Consider the following 15,604-nt stretch of genomic DNA (forward strand, 5'->3'; position numbering starts at 1 on the left):
ATTTTTTGAGGTTATTGGGGCAACAGTATGGATAGCGAAAATGGATTTTTAAAAAAACTCTTGAGTGCACCATATAAGTGGTTTGAATCGTTGGTGCTTCCGGGGAAGAGGATGGGGTTCGAAAGCTTTATCGTATTTTTGTTGCGGCTGTAGGTGTGATTTTTATTGTCTTTATTGCGGATGTTGTAATTGCGGTTCGGTCAAAGGATGAGTCTTTCTCATCAGGGGTTTTTGGGGATTTTTTCGGAGGAGTAACTAATCCGATACTGACATTTTTCGCTTTCATGGGACTCTTGATAACAATTACAATTCAAAGGGTGGAGTTAAAGGAGTCTCGTCTCGAGCTAGCTAAATCTGCAAATGCGCTAGATCAGCAGGTTGAGAATTTCAAAGTGCAAAATTCGGTCGCGACCTTTTATAAAATGATCGATACTCACATGGCAGCGTTGGCTGCAATAGACTTGGTTGATGATAATAATAAGGTAACAAAGGGGCGTGACTGTATAAAGATTTTCTGTAAGAGGCTTCACTCGTCTTTTGTGAAAAGTACTGCTGCGCCTGAAAATCCGTACGTTAAAGTGACCGGAACGTTGAATTTAAAACCACGTAGGGATGAGTTTAGGGGGGTTGTTGCCGCATTTGATCATTTTTGGGATAGTGATGGCGAGGAGCTTCAGCAATACTTGGCAGGTGTCGAAATAACTCTGTCATATGTTGATTCATTTTTGGAAGGTAATAAGCTGTATGTGGATATGTATAAGTCGCTTTTCTCAGATTCGGAAAAATTGTTAATTTTTTATTATGCGGTGGTTTGCGGTACTGATCATTTAAAAGAATTGTTGGTGAAGTATTCTTTCTGTGTAGGTGTGCCGCAAAATAGGCTGTTGGACAGAGCCCATGTGCTGGGATTGCCAATACTTTCACTTTGACTTTTGTCACTTTATTACCCGCTGCGGCGGGTTTTTTATTGCCTGGAGGAAAGCATGGGCGCAGCGGAACAGATCGAGATCTACGGCGAGAAGGGCGGCAGCAGCAAGCCGAAATCGCCGGTCGAAGCCAGCGACAGCCTGCGCTCGACCAACCTGGCAAAGCTGCTGATCGCCGTAGGCGAGGGTGAGTTCGACGCCGTACCGACTGAATACGACATATACCTGGACAACACGCCGATCCGCGATGCCAGCGGCAACTACAACTTCCCGAACGTGAAATGGGACTGGCGCCCGGGTTCCGTGGATCAGACCTACATTCCGGGCATTCCGTCAGTTGAGAACGAGACGTCGCTGAACATCGAGCTGCGCAGTGATGCGCCGTGGGTGCGCTCGATCACCAACACACAGTTGTCGGCCGTGCGCATGCGTCTGGCTTGGCCAGCGTTGCAGCGGGTTGATGATCAAGGCAACGTCGGCGGGTATCGCATCGAATACGCCATTGACGTGGCCACCGATGGCGGCGCGTATCAGCAGGTGCTGGTGGATGCTGTCGACGGAAAGACCACGACCCGTTATGAGCGCTCGCGCCGCATTGACTTACCGACCGCCACCACGGGCTGGCAGATCCGCGTGCGCCGCCTGACGCCGAACCAGAACAGCAACAAGATCGCCGACACCGTGCTGGTGGCCGGTTACACCGAGGTGATCGACGCCAAGTTGCGCTACCCGAATACCGCGCTGCTCTACATCGAATTCGACGCCGAGCAGTTCACCAACATCCCGGCCGTGACCGTGAAGTGCAAGGCCCGGCGCTGGATGGTGCCGAGCAACTACGACCCGATCCTGCGCACCTATACCGGTACGTGGGATGGCTCGATGAAGTCGGCCTGGACCAATAACCCGGCGTGGATCACCTACGGGATCTGCACTGAAGAACGTTTCGGCCTGGGCAAGCGAATCAAGCCGTTCATGGTCGACAAGTGGGAACTGTACCGGATTGCCCAGTACTGCGATCAGTTGGTGCCGAACGGGCTAGGCGGTCAGGAACCACGCTTTCTCTGCGACATGAACCTGCAGGGCAAGGCTGATGCCTGGTCGCTGCTGCGCGACATCTCGGCGATTTATCGTGGCATGACGTACTGGGCGCAGGGCCAGCTGGTGATGCAGGCCGACATGCCGCGCGCGCAGGACTTCGACTACGTGTTCACGCGGGCCAACGTCATCGACGGGAAATTCTCGTACGGCAGCGCCTCGGCGAAGACCCGGTACACCAGAGCCCTGGTCAGCTACGACAACCCGGCGAACAACTACGACACCGACGTCATTCCGTTCGCCGACCTGGACCTGCAACGTCGCTACGGCGACAGGCCAACCGAGCTGAGCGCGATTGGCTGCACCCGCGCCTCCGAGGCCCAGCGCCGTGGCAAGTGGGCGATCCTCAGCAACAACCAGGACCGCACCGTGTCGTTCAAGACCGGCATGGAAGGTGTGATCCCGTTGCCGGGCCACATCATCCCGGTCGCGGACTCGCTGCTGGCCGGGCGGGAGGTCGGCGGCCGGATCTCGTCGGCGGCAGGCCGTGTGTTGACGCTCGACCGGGACACTTTGGCCAAGGCTGGTGACCGGCTGATCATCAACCTGCCGGGCGGCCGCGCCGAAGGCCGTACTGTACAGAGCGTCAATGGGCGCGCCGTGACTGTCACGACCAACTATAGCGAGCCGCCGATCGCGCAACTGCAATGGGCGCTCGACGCTGATGATCTGGCAATTCCGCTTTACCGGGTGCTGCGCACCAAGCGCACCACCGAGGGTGACTTCGAGATCAGCGCGCTGCAGTTCAACCCGAGCAAGTTCGCGCACATCGACACCGGAGCGCGGCTGGAAGAACGGCCCATCAGCGTGATCCCCATTACCGTCGTGCCGGCGCCGGCGAGCGTGTCTCTGTCGTCGACTTCGTCGGTGGTGCAGGGCCTGGCCGTTGCCACCATGACCATCAGTTGGCCCGCCGTGGATGGCGCAGTTGGCTATGACGTGGAGTGGCGCAAGGACAGTGGAAACTGGATCAAGCTGCAGCGCACCGGTATGACCAACGTGGACGTGGTCGGCATTTACGCCGGCGCCTACGTGGCCCGGGTGCGTGCGGTGAGTGCGTTCGACATCACTTCGATCTGGCGCAACTCGATCCTGACCAACCTCAGCGGTAAGCAGGGACTGCCGCCGGCGCTGAGCTATCTGACGGCCACGCCGCTTCTGTTCGGCATCTACCTGAAGTGGGGTTTTCCGCCGGGCGCCGAGGACAGCCAGCGGACGGAGATCTGGTACGGCCCGACGACAGTATTGGAGGCCGCTACCAAGCTGACTGATCTGGCTTACCCGCAGAGCGATTTTTCCATGCTCGGCCTTCGCGCTGGTGTGACGTTCTACTTCTGGGGGCGAGTCGTCGACAAGATCGGCAACATCGGTCCGTGGTTTCCGATCGGCACCGGAGTGCAAGGGCAATCGAGCGCCGACGCTGCGGCAATTCTGGAAATGATCGCCGGTCAGATTACCGAGACGGAACTCGGGGAAGACTTGCTCAAGGAAATCGAGAAGATCCCAGGACTGCAGGCTCAGATCGATGCACTGGACGGCCTGAAGGGGTACGACCCGGAGGCCACCTACGTGGAATATGACTTGGTGGTGCAGGGCAAACGGATCTACCAGGCCACCGGCCCGGTGCCCGTCAATACGCCGCCGCCGAATCCCGCTTTTTGACTCGATGTGGGCCAGACCGTGGAAGCGGCAAATGGCCTGGCTCAACAGGTCGCTACCAATACCGTCGAGATTACCAAACTCGACGGCGTGGTCACCGCGCAGGCAACGGCCTTTCAGGCGTTGCGCGCGTCCTGGCGCGACGAAGATGGGCAAGGTGATCTGGATGGTGCGATCAAGGAGTGGGGCAGTGCGGCCGCCATTGCCAACGAAGACCGAGTCAGGTCATCCGAGAATTTGGCCAGCGCACAAAAGCTCACCACCCTTGATTCCAGGGTTGATGAAAACGAAGCGAATGTCACTGACCTGCGTAAGACAGTCGCCACGGACAAGGAAGCGACAGCCCAGGCGATCACCCAGGTGAACGTGAAAGTTGGCGAGAACACCGCAGCGATTCAGGAAACCTCGACAGCCTACGCGGACACGAGTGGGAAGCTGTCCACGATGTGGTCGGTGAAGATGCAGGTCGCCCAGAACGGGCAGTACGTGGCGGCGGGGATCGGACTCGGTATTGAAAACACGGGCGCCGGCTTGCAAAGCCAGTTTCTGGTTGCGGCTGACCGGTTCGCCATCGTCAACACTATCGCCGGCGGGGCAATCTCGGTTCCGTTTGCGGTGCAGGGTGGCCAGGTGTTCATGAACTCCGCGTTCATTGCCGACGGCACGATCACTAACGCCAAGATCGGCAGCTATATCAGCTCGACCAACTACATCGCCGGCCAGCAGGGCTGGATTCTCAATAAAGACGGAACGCTTGAGATCAACGGAATCGTGCCCGGCCAGGGCCGGTTGGTGATCAACTCGCTGAACGTCTCGGTCTACGACGCCAACAACGTGTTGCGCGTCCGGCTCGGTTACTTGGGGTGATTAATGGCACATGGAATGCGGATCTGGGGCGCCGACGGCGCCCTTCAGGTCGATGAGAACTCATTCACCATTCGGGTGGTGCTGTCGACGCTGGTGACTTTCAGTAACGCGGCGAAGACCAATCAGGACTTCTCTGTTCCCGGAGTAGGGCCTGCGAATGGTTGCGCGATTGTAGTGCCAATCGGGCCTTACACCGACCAGCAACAGCAGTTCGAAACCGAGCTCATCGACAACGTGGCAAGGGTCTACAACCACACGCGGGGGTACGCTAGCACGATCGCGTCAGGGACGATGCGACTGATCGTAATGAGGTTCAACTGATGGCGGGATACGGCCTTCAATTCACAAACAACAGCAATGTGGTCACTATCGACTCGGAGTTTGCTCGCTTGATGGTGATCTCCAGCGGAAGATATGCGCCGACTGAAGAAGCCGGCATGGGCTCAACAACCTACTTCGAGAGGCCAGTGACTTCCCTGGAGCCGCCGCTGGTGTTTGTACGTCCGGACAACAGCGCTTTGATCGCAGGCCTGAGCAATATGCGGTTAATCGGCTCGACCGGTAACTGGACCGGCTTCTACGTCAGGACATACAGCAATGCGACCGCTCAGCCAAATGGCCGCTACTTTGTTGCAGCTTTTGCAGCTCAAGCTGTAGCGCAGTACGGGATGCGGCTTTGGGACGGGGCCGGGAAGATGATTTTCGACTCGGGAACGCCAAACGCAACGTTCACGCGAGCTTTCCAGAACTGGACATACGTGAAGTCGGATCAGACCGATCAAGGCTTATACCGCAATTATTATTCGGTGCCTTTCAGTTTCCCGCAGAACGAATTCATGCTGATCAACAACTTCGGGATGACGATGGTTTCGGGAGGAACAATCCCCAGGCAGCTGTATTGCACCTGGGATTTTTCCACTGGCACGCTCTATGCCGTAACTGTTGCAGCAAACAACCCATTCGCCTTTTTCCTGCCTGTGCTCTTTGCGAAGCAGGCTGTCTAACTTCCCCATATAGGAACACGCCATGCCCTGGTACAAAACCGGGACGGTTTCTGTCGTCCAAAATTCCAATGCGGTGATCGGTACGGGAACTGCATTTATTGCCAATGCGCGGGTCGGCGATGCATTCCGCGGGCCCGACGGTGGCTGGTACGAAGTGACCAACATTGCCAGTGATACTGCGCTGTCGATCGCTCCGCCATATCTGGGGGGAACCAATGCTGCCGGCGCCTATGCTCTGGCCCCAATGCAGGGTTACGTCAAGGACTCCGCCGATGCGCTGCGAGCGCTGGTGAATCAGTTCGGCGGCGTCATGGCCGTTCTGGGACAGACCCCAACTCAGTCGGGGGTTCGCGCATCTCTCAACCTGACGAACACGGATGGTCTCCCGGAAGGGATGACCAATAAATACATGAGCGCCACCGGTGTCCGTGCAATTACCCTGACAGGCCTTGATCTCACGACCATCACATCGGTTGTTTCAACTGACTCGATTCTCAGCGCTGTCGGAAAACTTCAGGCGCAAGTGAATGCCGGTGTTAGTCCGGGTTACATCGACGGCCTGAATCCAATCTGGAATTCTGCGACCTCTATCACCGTCGACTCTGGAACCGCGTACATTCCGGGATCGACTAAAGCGCTGAGGGTTTCAGCGCCTTTGACGCTTTCCGGCCTCTCGCTAACAGCCAACACCTGGTACTACCTGTACCTGTTCGAAACTACTGGAGTCGCGACAATTGAGCTGGTGACAACTGCTCCATCTGCACCTTATTTCGGCACAGCCAGAACAAAGACCGGTGACTCCAGTAGGCGCTTCATTGCTGCCGTACGGTGCGGTGCGAGCGGCTTGCGGCCATTTCTGTTATCAGGTGGTGCGCTGATCTACACCGAGGACGCATCAACAACCCTGGCCTTGTCGGGCGGGACAGCTACCTCGGCCACATCTGTAAGCTGCTCATCCTTTATTCCACCGACAACACAAAGATGCATTTTGACGCTCTATGGTCCGCCGAGTGGTGGGACGCTGATCGTCGGTTATGCCAACACAATCGAAATACTTTCGTGTCCCGCCGGGACTCGATATCAGGCTGATACTTTGTGTAGCGTCGTTCAGACGGTTAACTACAGGCACGTTACTGCCGTTACGGGTGGTAGCTCGATTGGTGTGCGCGGTTACGGACTGGAGCGATAAATTATGCCTTATGCAATTACCAGTACGGGCTGGAGAAGCATCCAAGAGGACTGGCCTCTCGCTGAGGGAGAACGCTTTTCCGAAGAACTACCACAATGGCTGATCCAGCTGGCCGAGCAGCAGCGAATCGAATCGGCCGTAAAAACTGTTCTCGACTCCCTGCTCGATGAGGCCAGCAAGATTATTCAGCCGCTTCAGGATGACTATGACGTGGGTGAAATCACAGAAGACGGTTTGTCGAATTTGAAGGCTTGGAAAAAGTATCGGAGCGCTTTGAGCAAAACATCAGAGCGTTCGGACTGGCCAAGCACAACAGATTGGCCAGCGCCGCCACTAACTTAGGCGCTCAATAGTATAACTCTATAATTGAGGTGTTGTTGTTTGTTGGGTGGCCAAATTTATCTCTGGCCGTCTATTTGAAAGTTTTCTTTGAAATGGGAGCTCGATGAATTTGTAAGAGGCTTCAGACATGAATGCGATCAAGGCTGTTGCGATGACTATGCCAATAAAGAAATTAATATTTGAAGGGGCTGTCAAGCTTAAAGTGTTTAAAATTTCCCTACTAAAAAGTATCATAGGTAGATGGCACAGGTAAATTGAATACGACCGCTCTCCGATCCAAGAGAAGAATCCGCCAATGAGGGGTGGAATTGAAGAGCCACCTAGCGTGGAATACAAGCATAACCCGGCTCCAACTGAAATCGCTGGAACAGTAAAAGGTTGCGGTATGTTAATCGGAGAGAGCAAGCAGATTAATAATCCTGTGAAAAGAAGTGCAATGTTTGCTGAGGGATTTAATGCTTTTGATTTTTCAGTGCCGATTAAGAAAATCAACGCTCCGATCACAAAAGCCTGCGGTCTAAACACCCACGGGAACGAAAAGCTTGGGGATGGTAGGAAGGACATGATTATCGATATTGCCGCGAGTATGATAATGCCTTTTCTGAATCCGGTAGCCACAAATAACAATGTCGATAATGCGTATAGCTGCCATTCAAGGGACAGGGACCAAGTGACAGCGTTATAATCTGCGCTACCGCACTCGAGTGCAAATTGCACACAAGACGCCCAGTAGATATTCGATACGCCAAGTATTCCAGTCAACGCACTTTTTGCTACTAGGGACGGATTTGTATTAGGATAGCTAGAAGTATAAAAAGAAATTGCAATTGATGTCACTCCCCAAAAAACCACGGCAGGTAATAATCTAGCAACTCTTCGGATCCAAAATGACTTAATAGCAGAGGTTTTTGTTTGGGATGTCTGCATATCTCTGAAAAATGTTTTGCAAATAAGAAATCCAGATATCGCAAAAAAGATATCAACCCCCGGCCAAAACGTTACGTGATCAAATATTTCGTGATACGCTTGAGGTGTTGGTAGTCTTGATCTTATATGCTGAGCAATAACTAGTAGTATTGCAATAGCTCTCAATATCTGTATGTCAGCATTTTTTTCGCTGGTTGTTTTCAATTTATTAACTCTTTTTAATATCCAAGAGCAAAATTTAATTAATTAAGGTCTCAGGATAGTACCAAAATTTATTGAAATGCATTCTACCCAACGCCCGCTGCTCAGCGGGTATTTTTTTGCCTGGAGAAAAGTATGCCCATTACTCAGCAGCAGTTGCTGCAGATCCTCCCAAACGCCGGCGCCAAAGCCGGCGTTTTTGCACCCGTCCTCAACACTGCGATGCAGTGCTTCCAGATCGTCGGTGCCAAGCGTGTTGCCGCGTTCATTGCCCAGACCGGTCATGAATCCGGCCAGTTGCGCTGGGTGCGCGAAATCTGGGGGCCGACGGATGCCCAGCGTGGCTACGAGGGCCGCAAAGACCTGGGCAACACCGTGGCAGGTGATGGCAGGAAGTTCTGCGGCCGTGGCCTGATCCAGATCACCGGCCGGGCGAACTATGCCGCGTGCGGCGAGGCGCTGCGCCTGGACCTGATCAATCAGCCGGAGCTGCTGGAGCTGCCGCAGCACGCCACGATGTCGGCTGCATGGTGGTGGGCTACGCATGGGCTGAACACGCTGGCCGATGCCGGTGACAACGCCAACATCGGCAGCATCATCAACACCGGTCGGCGCGGGCGCAATCCGAATGGCGCCGCTGAGCGCCAAGCTTTCTATGAGAAGGCTTTGCAGGTGTTGGCGTGACCGCCGTTCCGTGGAAAGCGATAGGTGCCATCGTGCTGGTGCTTATCGGCGCCGCCATCGCCTGGCAAGTCCAGGACTGGCGCTTTGGTCGCCAACTGGCCGAGCAGGCCCGGCTGCACACCGAAATCCTGAATCAGCTGACCATGGCAGCGGCCACCGCGCAGCGGGCCGAGCAGGACAAGCGGCTGGCGCTCGAGCAGCGGCTGGCCGCCAGTGACAAAACCACTCCGAGAAAATGACCAATGTCCAAAAATACCAGGCTCTTCTGCGCGATCGCCTTGCCACTTCTGATTTGCGGCTGTCAGTCCTACTCGACGCGGGTTCAGCCGGTGGCTGTTCAGTGCCTGCCACCGCCGGCGCCGGCGGCGTGGTTCATGGCCCCGTACGAGCCGAACTTGACCCAGCGCATGCTCAACGAATTGTCGCCATCACCGACGAAGGCGACCGGGGATTGATTGCGCTTTAGGCTTGCCAGGACTACGTTCAGAAAATGCAGCATTGATGGCCCCCAAGCCATTCTTGCGAGACCTACAGTCGTGAACCATCCTTTAGATTCGTACCGGATGAAGCAGCAGATGGATAGGCAACTGGCAGGCTACTCAATTGTGATGACGATTGTCTGGGTTTCAGCGGTTCTCGCTGTCATGTATTGGATGTCGTAGTGAAATAGGTGATTGATTTGGAAGGCGTGGTGCTGGGCGAGAAGATGCAGCGAGAAGCGGATAGGCTGCTGGCGCAGATTGTCCGGGCAGACTCCATGATCATCGCTGTGAAGGCGGGCGCACGGGCGGATGGCTTCGTGCTGGGGCTGGAAACAGGCGGCGCTTTGCGCGCCGGCGATGCCGAGCGGCTGTACATCATTTTCGAAGCCGCTTTGGTGGAGCGTTTGAAGACGTTGTCGCGGAGCTGAATCACTCGACTGGCTCAATCAGTTGCGGACCCTGGTTTCGAACGTTTCCCACCGCCCGGTCAACTTTGAACCATTCAAATACTTCTGTCGGCTCGCCTTGATGCAGCACCAGTTGCTCGGCTCGCTCTTTCGGTGTGGCCGGATCCAACCATTCTCTGGTCAGCTCCGGCGATAGGGCGACAGGCCGCCGGTCGTGGGTGTCGACCATGCCACCAGCACTGTCAGCGGTGATGATGACAAAGCCGTCATGCTCGCCTGGATCATGCTCATCGTTCGGATACTGGCCGATCGCGGCGCAGAGGATCGGCGACTGGTCCCGGTGCCGGATCAGGTACGGCTGCTTCTTCGGGCCACCTTCGTCAACCCACTCGAACCAGTTGTTGATCGCGATGATTGCCCGGTGCGGCCAGATGGCGCGGAAGAATGGATCGTGGGCGACTTTCTCGACCCTGGCGTTGATCGGTGCGGCGCGATCCTTGGCCCAGTGCGGGCGCCATCCCCAACGAACCATGTCGGCGTGCAGGAACTGACCTTCCTGATGGAAGAGGGCAAGCTGGGCGGTCGGCGCGGCGTTGTACCGCTCGAGGGGCTGCTCGCCGGTTGAGTTGATCAGGGCGTTTGGCATGCTGAGCACTGCCACGAAGTCATGAATGCCGCTGTATTGGGAGAGTCGTCCGCACATTGCCAGATCCTCGCATGAGCTTTCAGCGTAGACCTGTTGGTGCTGGCTTTGTCACAAAACCTTTTCCGGCGCAGGTCTGGCAGTCATCGCGCGCGCCAAATCGGTCAAGGCACACAGGGCAGGTGCAGAACGCCGCTGATTCGATGTGTGGTCGAACCTTTTCAAAAGCGCGCAGATCGCGCTCTTCCTGTGCGACCTGGCCAGCGTCAACCAGCGCGCGATACGTATCAGGGTCGTCAATTGGTCGGTAGTCGAGGCCACCAATGACCCGCTCTGTTTCGACCAACTGGTATCGCTGCCCATACATGGCCAGGATCAGTCCTGAAATTTTGCCAATGTTTCTGGAGAGACCCAGGTTGAGATATATGCCTTCTGGACCAGAGTAAATCTTCCCGTCGTACGCGGATGACGCGCCTCGCGGCGTGGGAGATGCGAAGTTGAATATGGACCGGCTGATGGTGCCCAGCAGCTTTCCGTTGTCGATCTGCACGACTTTGTAAGTCGAGGCGCCGCGGTAATGGCCAAGCGAATTCTGCAGCTCCTCGGCGGCATGCCAGTAAGCAGCGTCTGCCATCTCGTTCATGTCGAACTGTTCAAACCGGTCGATAAGTCCCTCTGCTTGCAGCGCAGCTGACATCTCATGAAGGGTTTGGCGGTGCCCCTCTGGGTTTTGCATGCGAAAATCTTGATCATCGAGAGTTGAGCGCCATCGCTGGAGTCGGAGGGCTTTCGCCTGATCGAAATTCATGGGAACGGATTCACTGTACAAGTGCTGTATGTATGTACAGTAATTGAGGCGAGACTGTTGGGCGAGTCTGAAGCGACGAGCTGTCAGTCGGGTGTCATCAACACAGCGAGGGTCATCTTGATGAACTCCTCATTCCGATCGATTGCGGCCAGAGACTCGCGAACGTTGTTCGCGACGTCGGCAGATCCGCGCTGCTCAACCCAGAGGGTGAGTTCCATGATGGCTGCCTCGAGAGTGAGCTGGTTTTCGTTGATTTTGAAGAGCAGGGAGGGGAGTAGATCAGAGTTGGACATTGCGGTTTCCTCCGTGAAAGGACCCAGCGTAGCACCGTGTTGCATGAAGAGTGTTTTAAGTTCGGCAGGACGCCGGAGAGGGGAGTGAAAAGCTGTGAGTTATGGAACACGTCCAGAATAGTTATGGAACACATCCTGATGCCAGCAGAATTTCTGGAACACCAGAAACGACAAAGCCCTGAATAATCAGGGCTTTGTCGATACAAATATGGCGGAGGCGATGGGATTCGAACTCATGGACCTGTTACAGTCGACGGTTTTCAAGACCGTTGCCTTAAACCACTCGGCCACACCTCCGTTGCGTTGCGGGCGCCATAATACCTGAATGAAACACACTGTCAAACTCTGTGCATGGCTTGTTACAGAGCGTCTGTTATGATCTTTGCGACTGAACGTTTCAAACCAACAGGAGTGTCGCCATGCGCGAACAGGATTACGCAGTTCACAACAGCGTGCAGGCTGAGCAGCTAGAGGTTAGCCGCGTCCTGCGCAACACTTACGGTCTACTGGCGCTCACCCTCGCATTCAGCGGTGTGATGGCGTTCGTAGCCCAGCAGATGCGGGTCGGCTACCCGAACATTTTCGTGGTGCTGATCGGTTTCTACGGGCTGTTCTTCCTCACCAACAAGCTTCGTGATTCCGCCTGGGGCCTGGTGTCGGCGTTTGCCCTGACCGGCTTCATGGGTTTCCTGCTCGGCCCGATCCTCAACCGTTACCTGGGCATGCAGGGTGGCGCTGAAGTCGTAAGCTCCGCGTTCGCGATGACCGCACTGGTGTTTGGTGGTCTGTCGGCCTACGTGCTGATCACCCGCAAGGACATGAGCTTCCTCGGTGGTTTCATCACCGCCGGTTTCTTCGTCCTGCTGGGCGCGACGCTGGCGAGCATGTTCTTCCAGATCAGCGGTCTGCAACTGGCGATCAGCGCAGGTTTCGTACTGTTCTCGTCGGTCTGCATCCTGTTCCAGACCAGCGCCATCATCCATGGCGGCGAGCGCAACTACATCATGGCGACCATCAGCCTGTATGTATCGATCTACAACCTGTTCGTCAGCCTGTTGCAGATCTTCGGCATCATGAGCCGCGACGACTGATCGCTGCATCGCTATAAACAGAAAACCCGCGAGAGCGGGTTTTTTGTTGCCTGCGAAAAAGAGGCAGGCGATCAATTGATCACGATGCTGCCATCGGCCTGTTGCTTGTAGATCGTGTAGGGCAACAGCAATGTATCGAGCACTCCCGACACGGCCGCATCGACCAGCAGGCCCGGCGTCGCGTTCTTGTAGTTGAACGCATCGACGTCATCCGGCTTTTCGGCGTGCAGCAGGCAGAAGTCGTACGTCACGCCACTGTAGATGCGCGGTACGGCGCCGCAGTAGGATTTGTTAGCCTTCAACTGCTCGGTGGAATGCTTGTCACTGAATGCTACGGTCTGCACCGTCCCGCACCCAGCCAGCATCAACGCCGCCAGCATCATTGCCTGAATTTTCATGCCGCCAATCCTTCGCCGGAAAAACTCAATCTTCGCCGCTTATCCCATCGGCGGCAATCGACGTTTCACCGGGGTCTTCTTGACGATCGCGGTATTGGTTTCCGCCAGGGTATTCAGCCGATCGAGCAGGGTATCGAGCTGCTCCATCGAACGCACATGCAGACGAGCGATAAAACAATCCTCGCCAGTAACCTTGTCGCATTCGGTGAATTCGGGAATCGACAGGATCTGCCGCTCGACTTCCTGCAATTGCCCCGGCAATGGCCGTACCCGGACAATCGCCTGTAACTGATAACCGAAGCACTTCGGGTCGATCTCCACGGTGTAGCCCTTGAGCACACCGCGTTCTTCCAGGCGGCGCAAGCGCTCGGCCACGCTGGGCGAGGACAGCCCGCTGATCTGCGCCAGCGCCTTGAGCGAGCGCCGCGAATCCTCCATCAAGGCCCCGATCAGGATCTGGTCGATATCGTCGGTCATACAAAACTCCTGCATTAGGCGAATGGCTCAAACCACCCTTGATAAAAAAGGCAGAAATCGAGTTTAGCCTGCTTTTTGCGCTGGAGAAGCCTCGGTCTCGCTTGGCATACTTTTGCCACACATTAAGGAGATTGATGATGGACAAAACAATCCGTCGCGGCTCATTCGAAATGACCGCCGCCATGCTGATATCCGGGACGATCGGCTGGTTCGTGCTGGTGTCCGGGCAACCGGTGCTGGACGTGGTGTTCTGGCGCTGCGTGTTCGGCGCCGGGACTTTGTTGCTGATCTGCGCCGCTTTCGGCTTCCTGCGGTCAGGCATTCTGACCCGCGCCACATTCCTGCTTGCTGTGCTCAGTGGGGGGGCGATTGTCGGTAACTGGGTATTGCTGTTCGCTTCTTATTCACGGGCTTCGATTGCCATCGGTACGGCGGTGTACAACGTGCAGCCGTTCATGCTGGTGGGGCTGGCGGCGCTGTTTCTCGGCGAAAAGATCACCCTGCAGAAGCTGTTCTGGCTGGCGATTTCCTTCATGGGGATGCTGGCCATCGTCAGTGCCCACGGCGGGCAGGGCGAGGGCGGCAGTGATTACCTGACGGGGATCGCACTGGCGCTGGGGGCGGCGTTTCTGTACGCCATCGCTGCGTTGATCATCAAGCGCTTGAGCGGCACGCCGCCGCATCTGATTGCGCTGATCCAGGTCTGCACTGGTGTGTTGCTGCTCGCGCCGTTCGCCCATTTCTCGGCAATGCCCGAGGCACCAAGCGCTTGGGCCAGTCTGGTGACGCTGGGCATTGTCCATACCGGCCTGATGTACGTTCTGCTCTACGGTGCGATCCAGAAATTACCCACCGCATTGACCGGCGCGCTGTCGTTCATCTACCCGATCGCGGCGATTTTCGTCGACTGGTTTGCTTTCGGTCATCAACTGCAAACCCTGCAATGGATCGGCGTGGCGGCGATCCTGTTGGCCGCTGCCGGCATGCAACAGGGCTGGGGCCTGAAGGCGCGGCGCCTGGCCGCGCAGTAAACCTCAGATATTCCAACGCGGCGCAGTCTTCGCCAGACGCTGGCGCATCTCGCTGATGTTGGCTGCCAGTTGCCGGGTCAACAGACGGTAACCGTCCAGCGGGCTGTAGACCGGCGTGTCGAGGCTGGCGTCCGGCAATTCCACCGGGCGTCCCAACCGCCGGGATGCACCGGTTTTCAACGCCCGGGCCATGCCGATCAATTGCACGCGAATGTGCCGGTGCTCGGCCTTGAGCGCCGCTTGCAGGTGCGCCATGGCGTCGGGATCGTTGGCGTCCGGGCGGATGTTGCCAAGGATTTCCAGAGTGCTGATGCACATGCGCAGGTTACGCTGGATCGCGTCCAGTTCGGTCATCGAGACTTTGACTTCCTTGGACACCGACGGCATCAGCGAACGCAGTTGCACCATCACCGCGTTGAGCCGGCTCATCAGCTTCAAGTGTTCGTCGGCCGTCACCGGTTGGCCACCGATGATCCGCCCGTACACCGTGGCGCAATCACGCAACGCATCGGCCAGGTTGTAGCGCCACGAGTACACCGCGTACAGCGGCAGGGCGAAAGAAAAGGCCAGGGCCAGGGCGATACCGATCAGGATATCGACCCCGCGCCACAGCCCGTCGGTGATCGGGTTGTCGCCATGCCCGGCGACGATGAAAACGGTGATGGCCGAGAGCAGGGCGGTGTAACCGCCCTTGCCGATGGCGTGATACGAAAAGAATCCGCACACCACCGCCATTGCAAAATAGGTCAGCCACGGCATGCCCAGCCACGCATGCTGCGCCACCAATAACAGGCCGACGCCGGCGCCGATCAAGGTGCCGGTAGCGCGTTCGGCGGCTTTCTTGCCGATGTTGCCGTGGTGTTGCAAGCCGCCGATTACCACCAGCATGGTCACCGACGCCCATTCGCCGTGGGGCAGATTGATGCCGGTGGTCAGCAGGATCGTCGCCAACAACCCCAGTGCGACCCGCACCGCGTGAATGGTTCGTGCATGGCGATAGCGTCGATACGGATCAAGCAATGGCCGCAGGATCCGCCGCAACAGCGGCGGCCAGCGATGGGAGCTGATAGTACTCAGCGC

General features: G+C 56.5%; 16 protein-coding genes, 1 tRNA gene and 2 pseudogenes. 11 read left to right on the top strand and 8 right to left on the bottom strand.

The genetic code is table 11. The features are described 5' to 3' along the window. Positions 1-155 precede the first annotated feature (155 nt). The 6 genes and pseudogenes from I5961_RS12750 (at position 156) to I5961_RS12775 (ending at position 7,082) form a co-directional block, all read left to right on the top strand. Positions 156-929 (top strand): hypothetical protein, encoded by a 774-nt coding sequence (locus tag I5961_RS12750; RefSeq protein WP_227235434.1) that lies wholly within the window; start codon positions 156-158, stop codon positions 927-929. Positions 930-983: 54 nt separating this feature from the next. Beyond that, positions 984-4,547: pseudogene (locus tag I5961_RS12755) on the top strand (host specificity protein J). A gap of 15 nt (positions 4,548-4,562) precedes the next feature. Continuing rightward, positions 4,563-4,868 (top strand): hypothetical protein, encoded by a 306-nt coding sequence (locus I5961_RS12760; RefSeq protein WP_227235435.1) that lies wholly within the window; start codon positions 4,563-4,565, stop codon positions 4,866-4,868. Further along, entirely contained in the window at positions 4,865-5,551 is a 687-nt protein-coding gene (locus tag I5961_RS12765; protein WP_227235589.1) for a hypothetical protein, read from the top strand. Before I5961_RS12760 ends, I5961_RS12765 begins: the two co-directional genes overlap by 4 nt. A 22-nt stretch (positions 5,552-5,573) precedes the next feature. Further along, positions 5,574-6,740 carry a phage tail protein gene (locus I5961_RS12770; RefSeq protein WP_227235436.1) on the top strand — a complete coding sequence of 389 codons (1,167 nt, stop codon included), beginning with the start codon at positions 5,574-5,576 and terminating at the stop codon, positions 6,738-6,740. 3 nt (positions 6,741-6,743) lie between these two features. Further along, a complete protein-coding gene (locus tag I5961_RS12775) occupies positions 6,744-7,082 on the top strand; it encodes a tail fiber assembly protein (RefSeq protein ID WP_085703946.1) in 339 nt (112 codons plus the stop codon). An 18-nt stretch (positions 7,083-7,100) separates the two neighbouring features. Here I5961_RS12775 and I5961_RS12780 read toward each other — a convergent pair whose 3' ends face one another. Further along, complete coding sequence (locus tag I5961_RS12780; RefSeq protein ID WP_227235437.1) at positions 7,101-8,213, bottom strand: acyltransferase family protein; 1,113 nt, start codon at positions 8,211-8,213, stop codon at positions 7,101-7,103. A gap of 132 nt (positions 8,214-8,345) precedes the next feature. Between I5961_RS12780 and I5961_RS12785 the strand changes: the two genes are divergently transcribed. The 3 genes and pseudogenes from I5961_RS12785 to I5961_RS12795 all read left to right on the top strand — a co-directional run bounded on the left by I5961_RS12785 (position 8,346) and on the right by I5961_RS12795 (position 9,804). Then, positions 8,346-8,894, top strand: a complete 549-nt coding sequence (locus tag I5961_RS12785; protein ID WP_227235438.1) for a glycoside hydrolase family 19 protein — start codon at positions 8,346-8,348, stop codon at positions 8,892-8,894. Next, positions 8,891-9,360: pseudogene (locus tag I5961_RS12790) on the top strand (lysis protein). Before I5961_RS12785 ends, I5961_RS12790 begins: the two are co-directional and overlap by 4 nt. 213 nt (positions 9,361-9,573) lie before the next feature. Continuing rightward, the gene (locus I5961_RS12795; protein ID WP_227235590.1) at positions 9,574-9,804 is read left to right on the top strand and encodes a hypothetical protein; all 231 of its coding nucleotides are present in this window, start codon (positions 9,574-9,576) and stop codon (positions 9,802-9,804) included. A gap of 1 nt (position 9,805) precedes the next feature. Here I5961_RS12795 and I5961_RS12800 read toward each other — a convergent pair whose 3' ends face one another. From I5961_RS12800 to I5961_RS12815, 4 genes are all read right to left on the bottom strand, one after another. After that, a complete protein-coding gene (locus I5961_RS12800) occupies positions 9,806-10,486 on the bottom strand; it encodes an SOS response-associated peptidase family protein (protein WP_227235439.1) in 681 nt (226 codons plus the stop codon). A 22-nt stretch (positions 10,487-10,508) separates the two neighbouring features. Continuing rightward, on the bottom strand, positions 10,509-11,234 hold the full coding sequence (locus tag I5961_RS12805; protein ID WP_227235440.1) for a hypothetical protein: 726 nt from the start codon (positions 11,232-11,234) through the stop codon (positions 10,509-10,511). A gap of 83 nt (positions 11,235-11,317) precedes the next feature. Beyond that, the gene (locus I5961_RS12810) at positions 11,318-11,527 is read right to left on the bottom strand and encodes a hypothetical protein (RefSeq protein WP_227235441.1); all 210 of its coding nucleotides are present in this window, start codon (positions 11,525-11,527) and stop codon (positions 11,318-11,320) included. A gap of 209 nt (positions 11,528-11,736) precedes the next feature. Further along, a tRNA-Ser gene (locus I5961_RS12815) sits at positions 11,737-11,824 on the bottom strand. A gap of 122 nt (positions 11,825-11,946) precedes the next feature. Between I5961_RS12815 and I5961_RS12820 the strand changes: the two genes are divergently transcribed. Then, positions 11,947-12,618 (top strand): Bax inhibitor-1/YccA family protein, encoded by a 672-nt coding sequence (locus I5961_RS12820; protein ID WP_007955123.1) that lies wholly within the window; start codon positions 11,947-11,949, stop codon positions 12,616-12,618. A gap of 71 nt (positions 12,619-12,689) precedes the next feature. Here I5961_RS12820 and I5961_RS12825 read toward each other — a convergent pair whose 3' ends face one another. Both I5961_RS12825 and I5961_RS12830 read right to left on the bottom strand, forming a co-directional pair. Continuing rightward, entirely contained in the window at positions 12,690-13,016 is a 327-nt protein-coding gene (locus I5961_RS12825) for a YceK/YidQ family lipoprotein (protein ID WP_085703955.1), read from the bottom strand. Positions 13,017-13,055: 39 nt separating this feature from the next. After that, entirely contained in the window at positions 13,056-13,493 is a 438-nt protein-coding gene (locus I5961_RS12830; protein ID WP_085700731.1) for an Lrp/AsnC family transcriptional regulator, read from the bottom strand. 137 nt (positions 13,494-13,630) lie between these two features. Here I5961_RS12830 and I5961_RS12835 point away from each other — a divergent pair, with 137 nt between their 5' ends. Then, on the top strand, positions 13,631-14,524 hold the full coding sequence (locus tag I5961_RS12835; RefSeq protein ID WP_085703957.1) for a DMT family transporter: 894 nt from the start codon (positions 13,631-13,633) through the stop codon (positions 14,522-14,524). A 3-nt stretch (positions 14,525-14,527) separates the two neighbouring features. On the opposite strand, the gene I5961_RS12840 is transcribed toward I5961_RS12835, so the two are convergent. Next, entirely contained in the window at positions 14,528-15,568 is a 1,041-nt protein-coding gene (locus tag I5961_RS12840) for an FUSC family protein (protein ID WP_227235591.1), read from the bottom strand. Positions 15,569-15,604 lie beyond the last annotated feature (36 nt).

It is taken from the genome of Pseudomonas sp. IAC-BECa141 (assembly GCF_020544405.1).
GTDB lineage: Bacteria > Pseudomonadota > Gammaproteobacteria > Pseudomonadales > Pseudomonadaceae > Aquipseudomonas.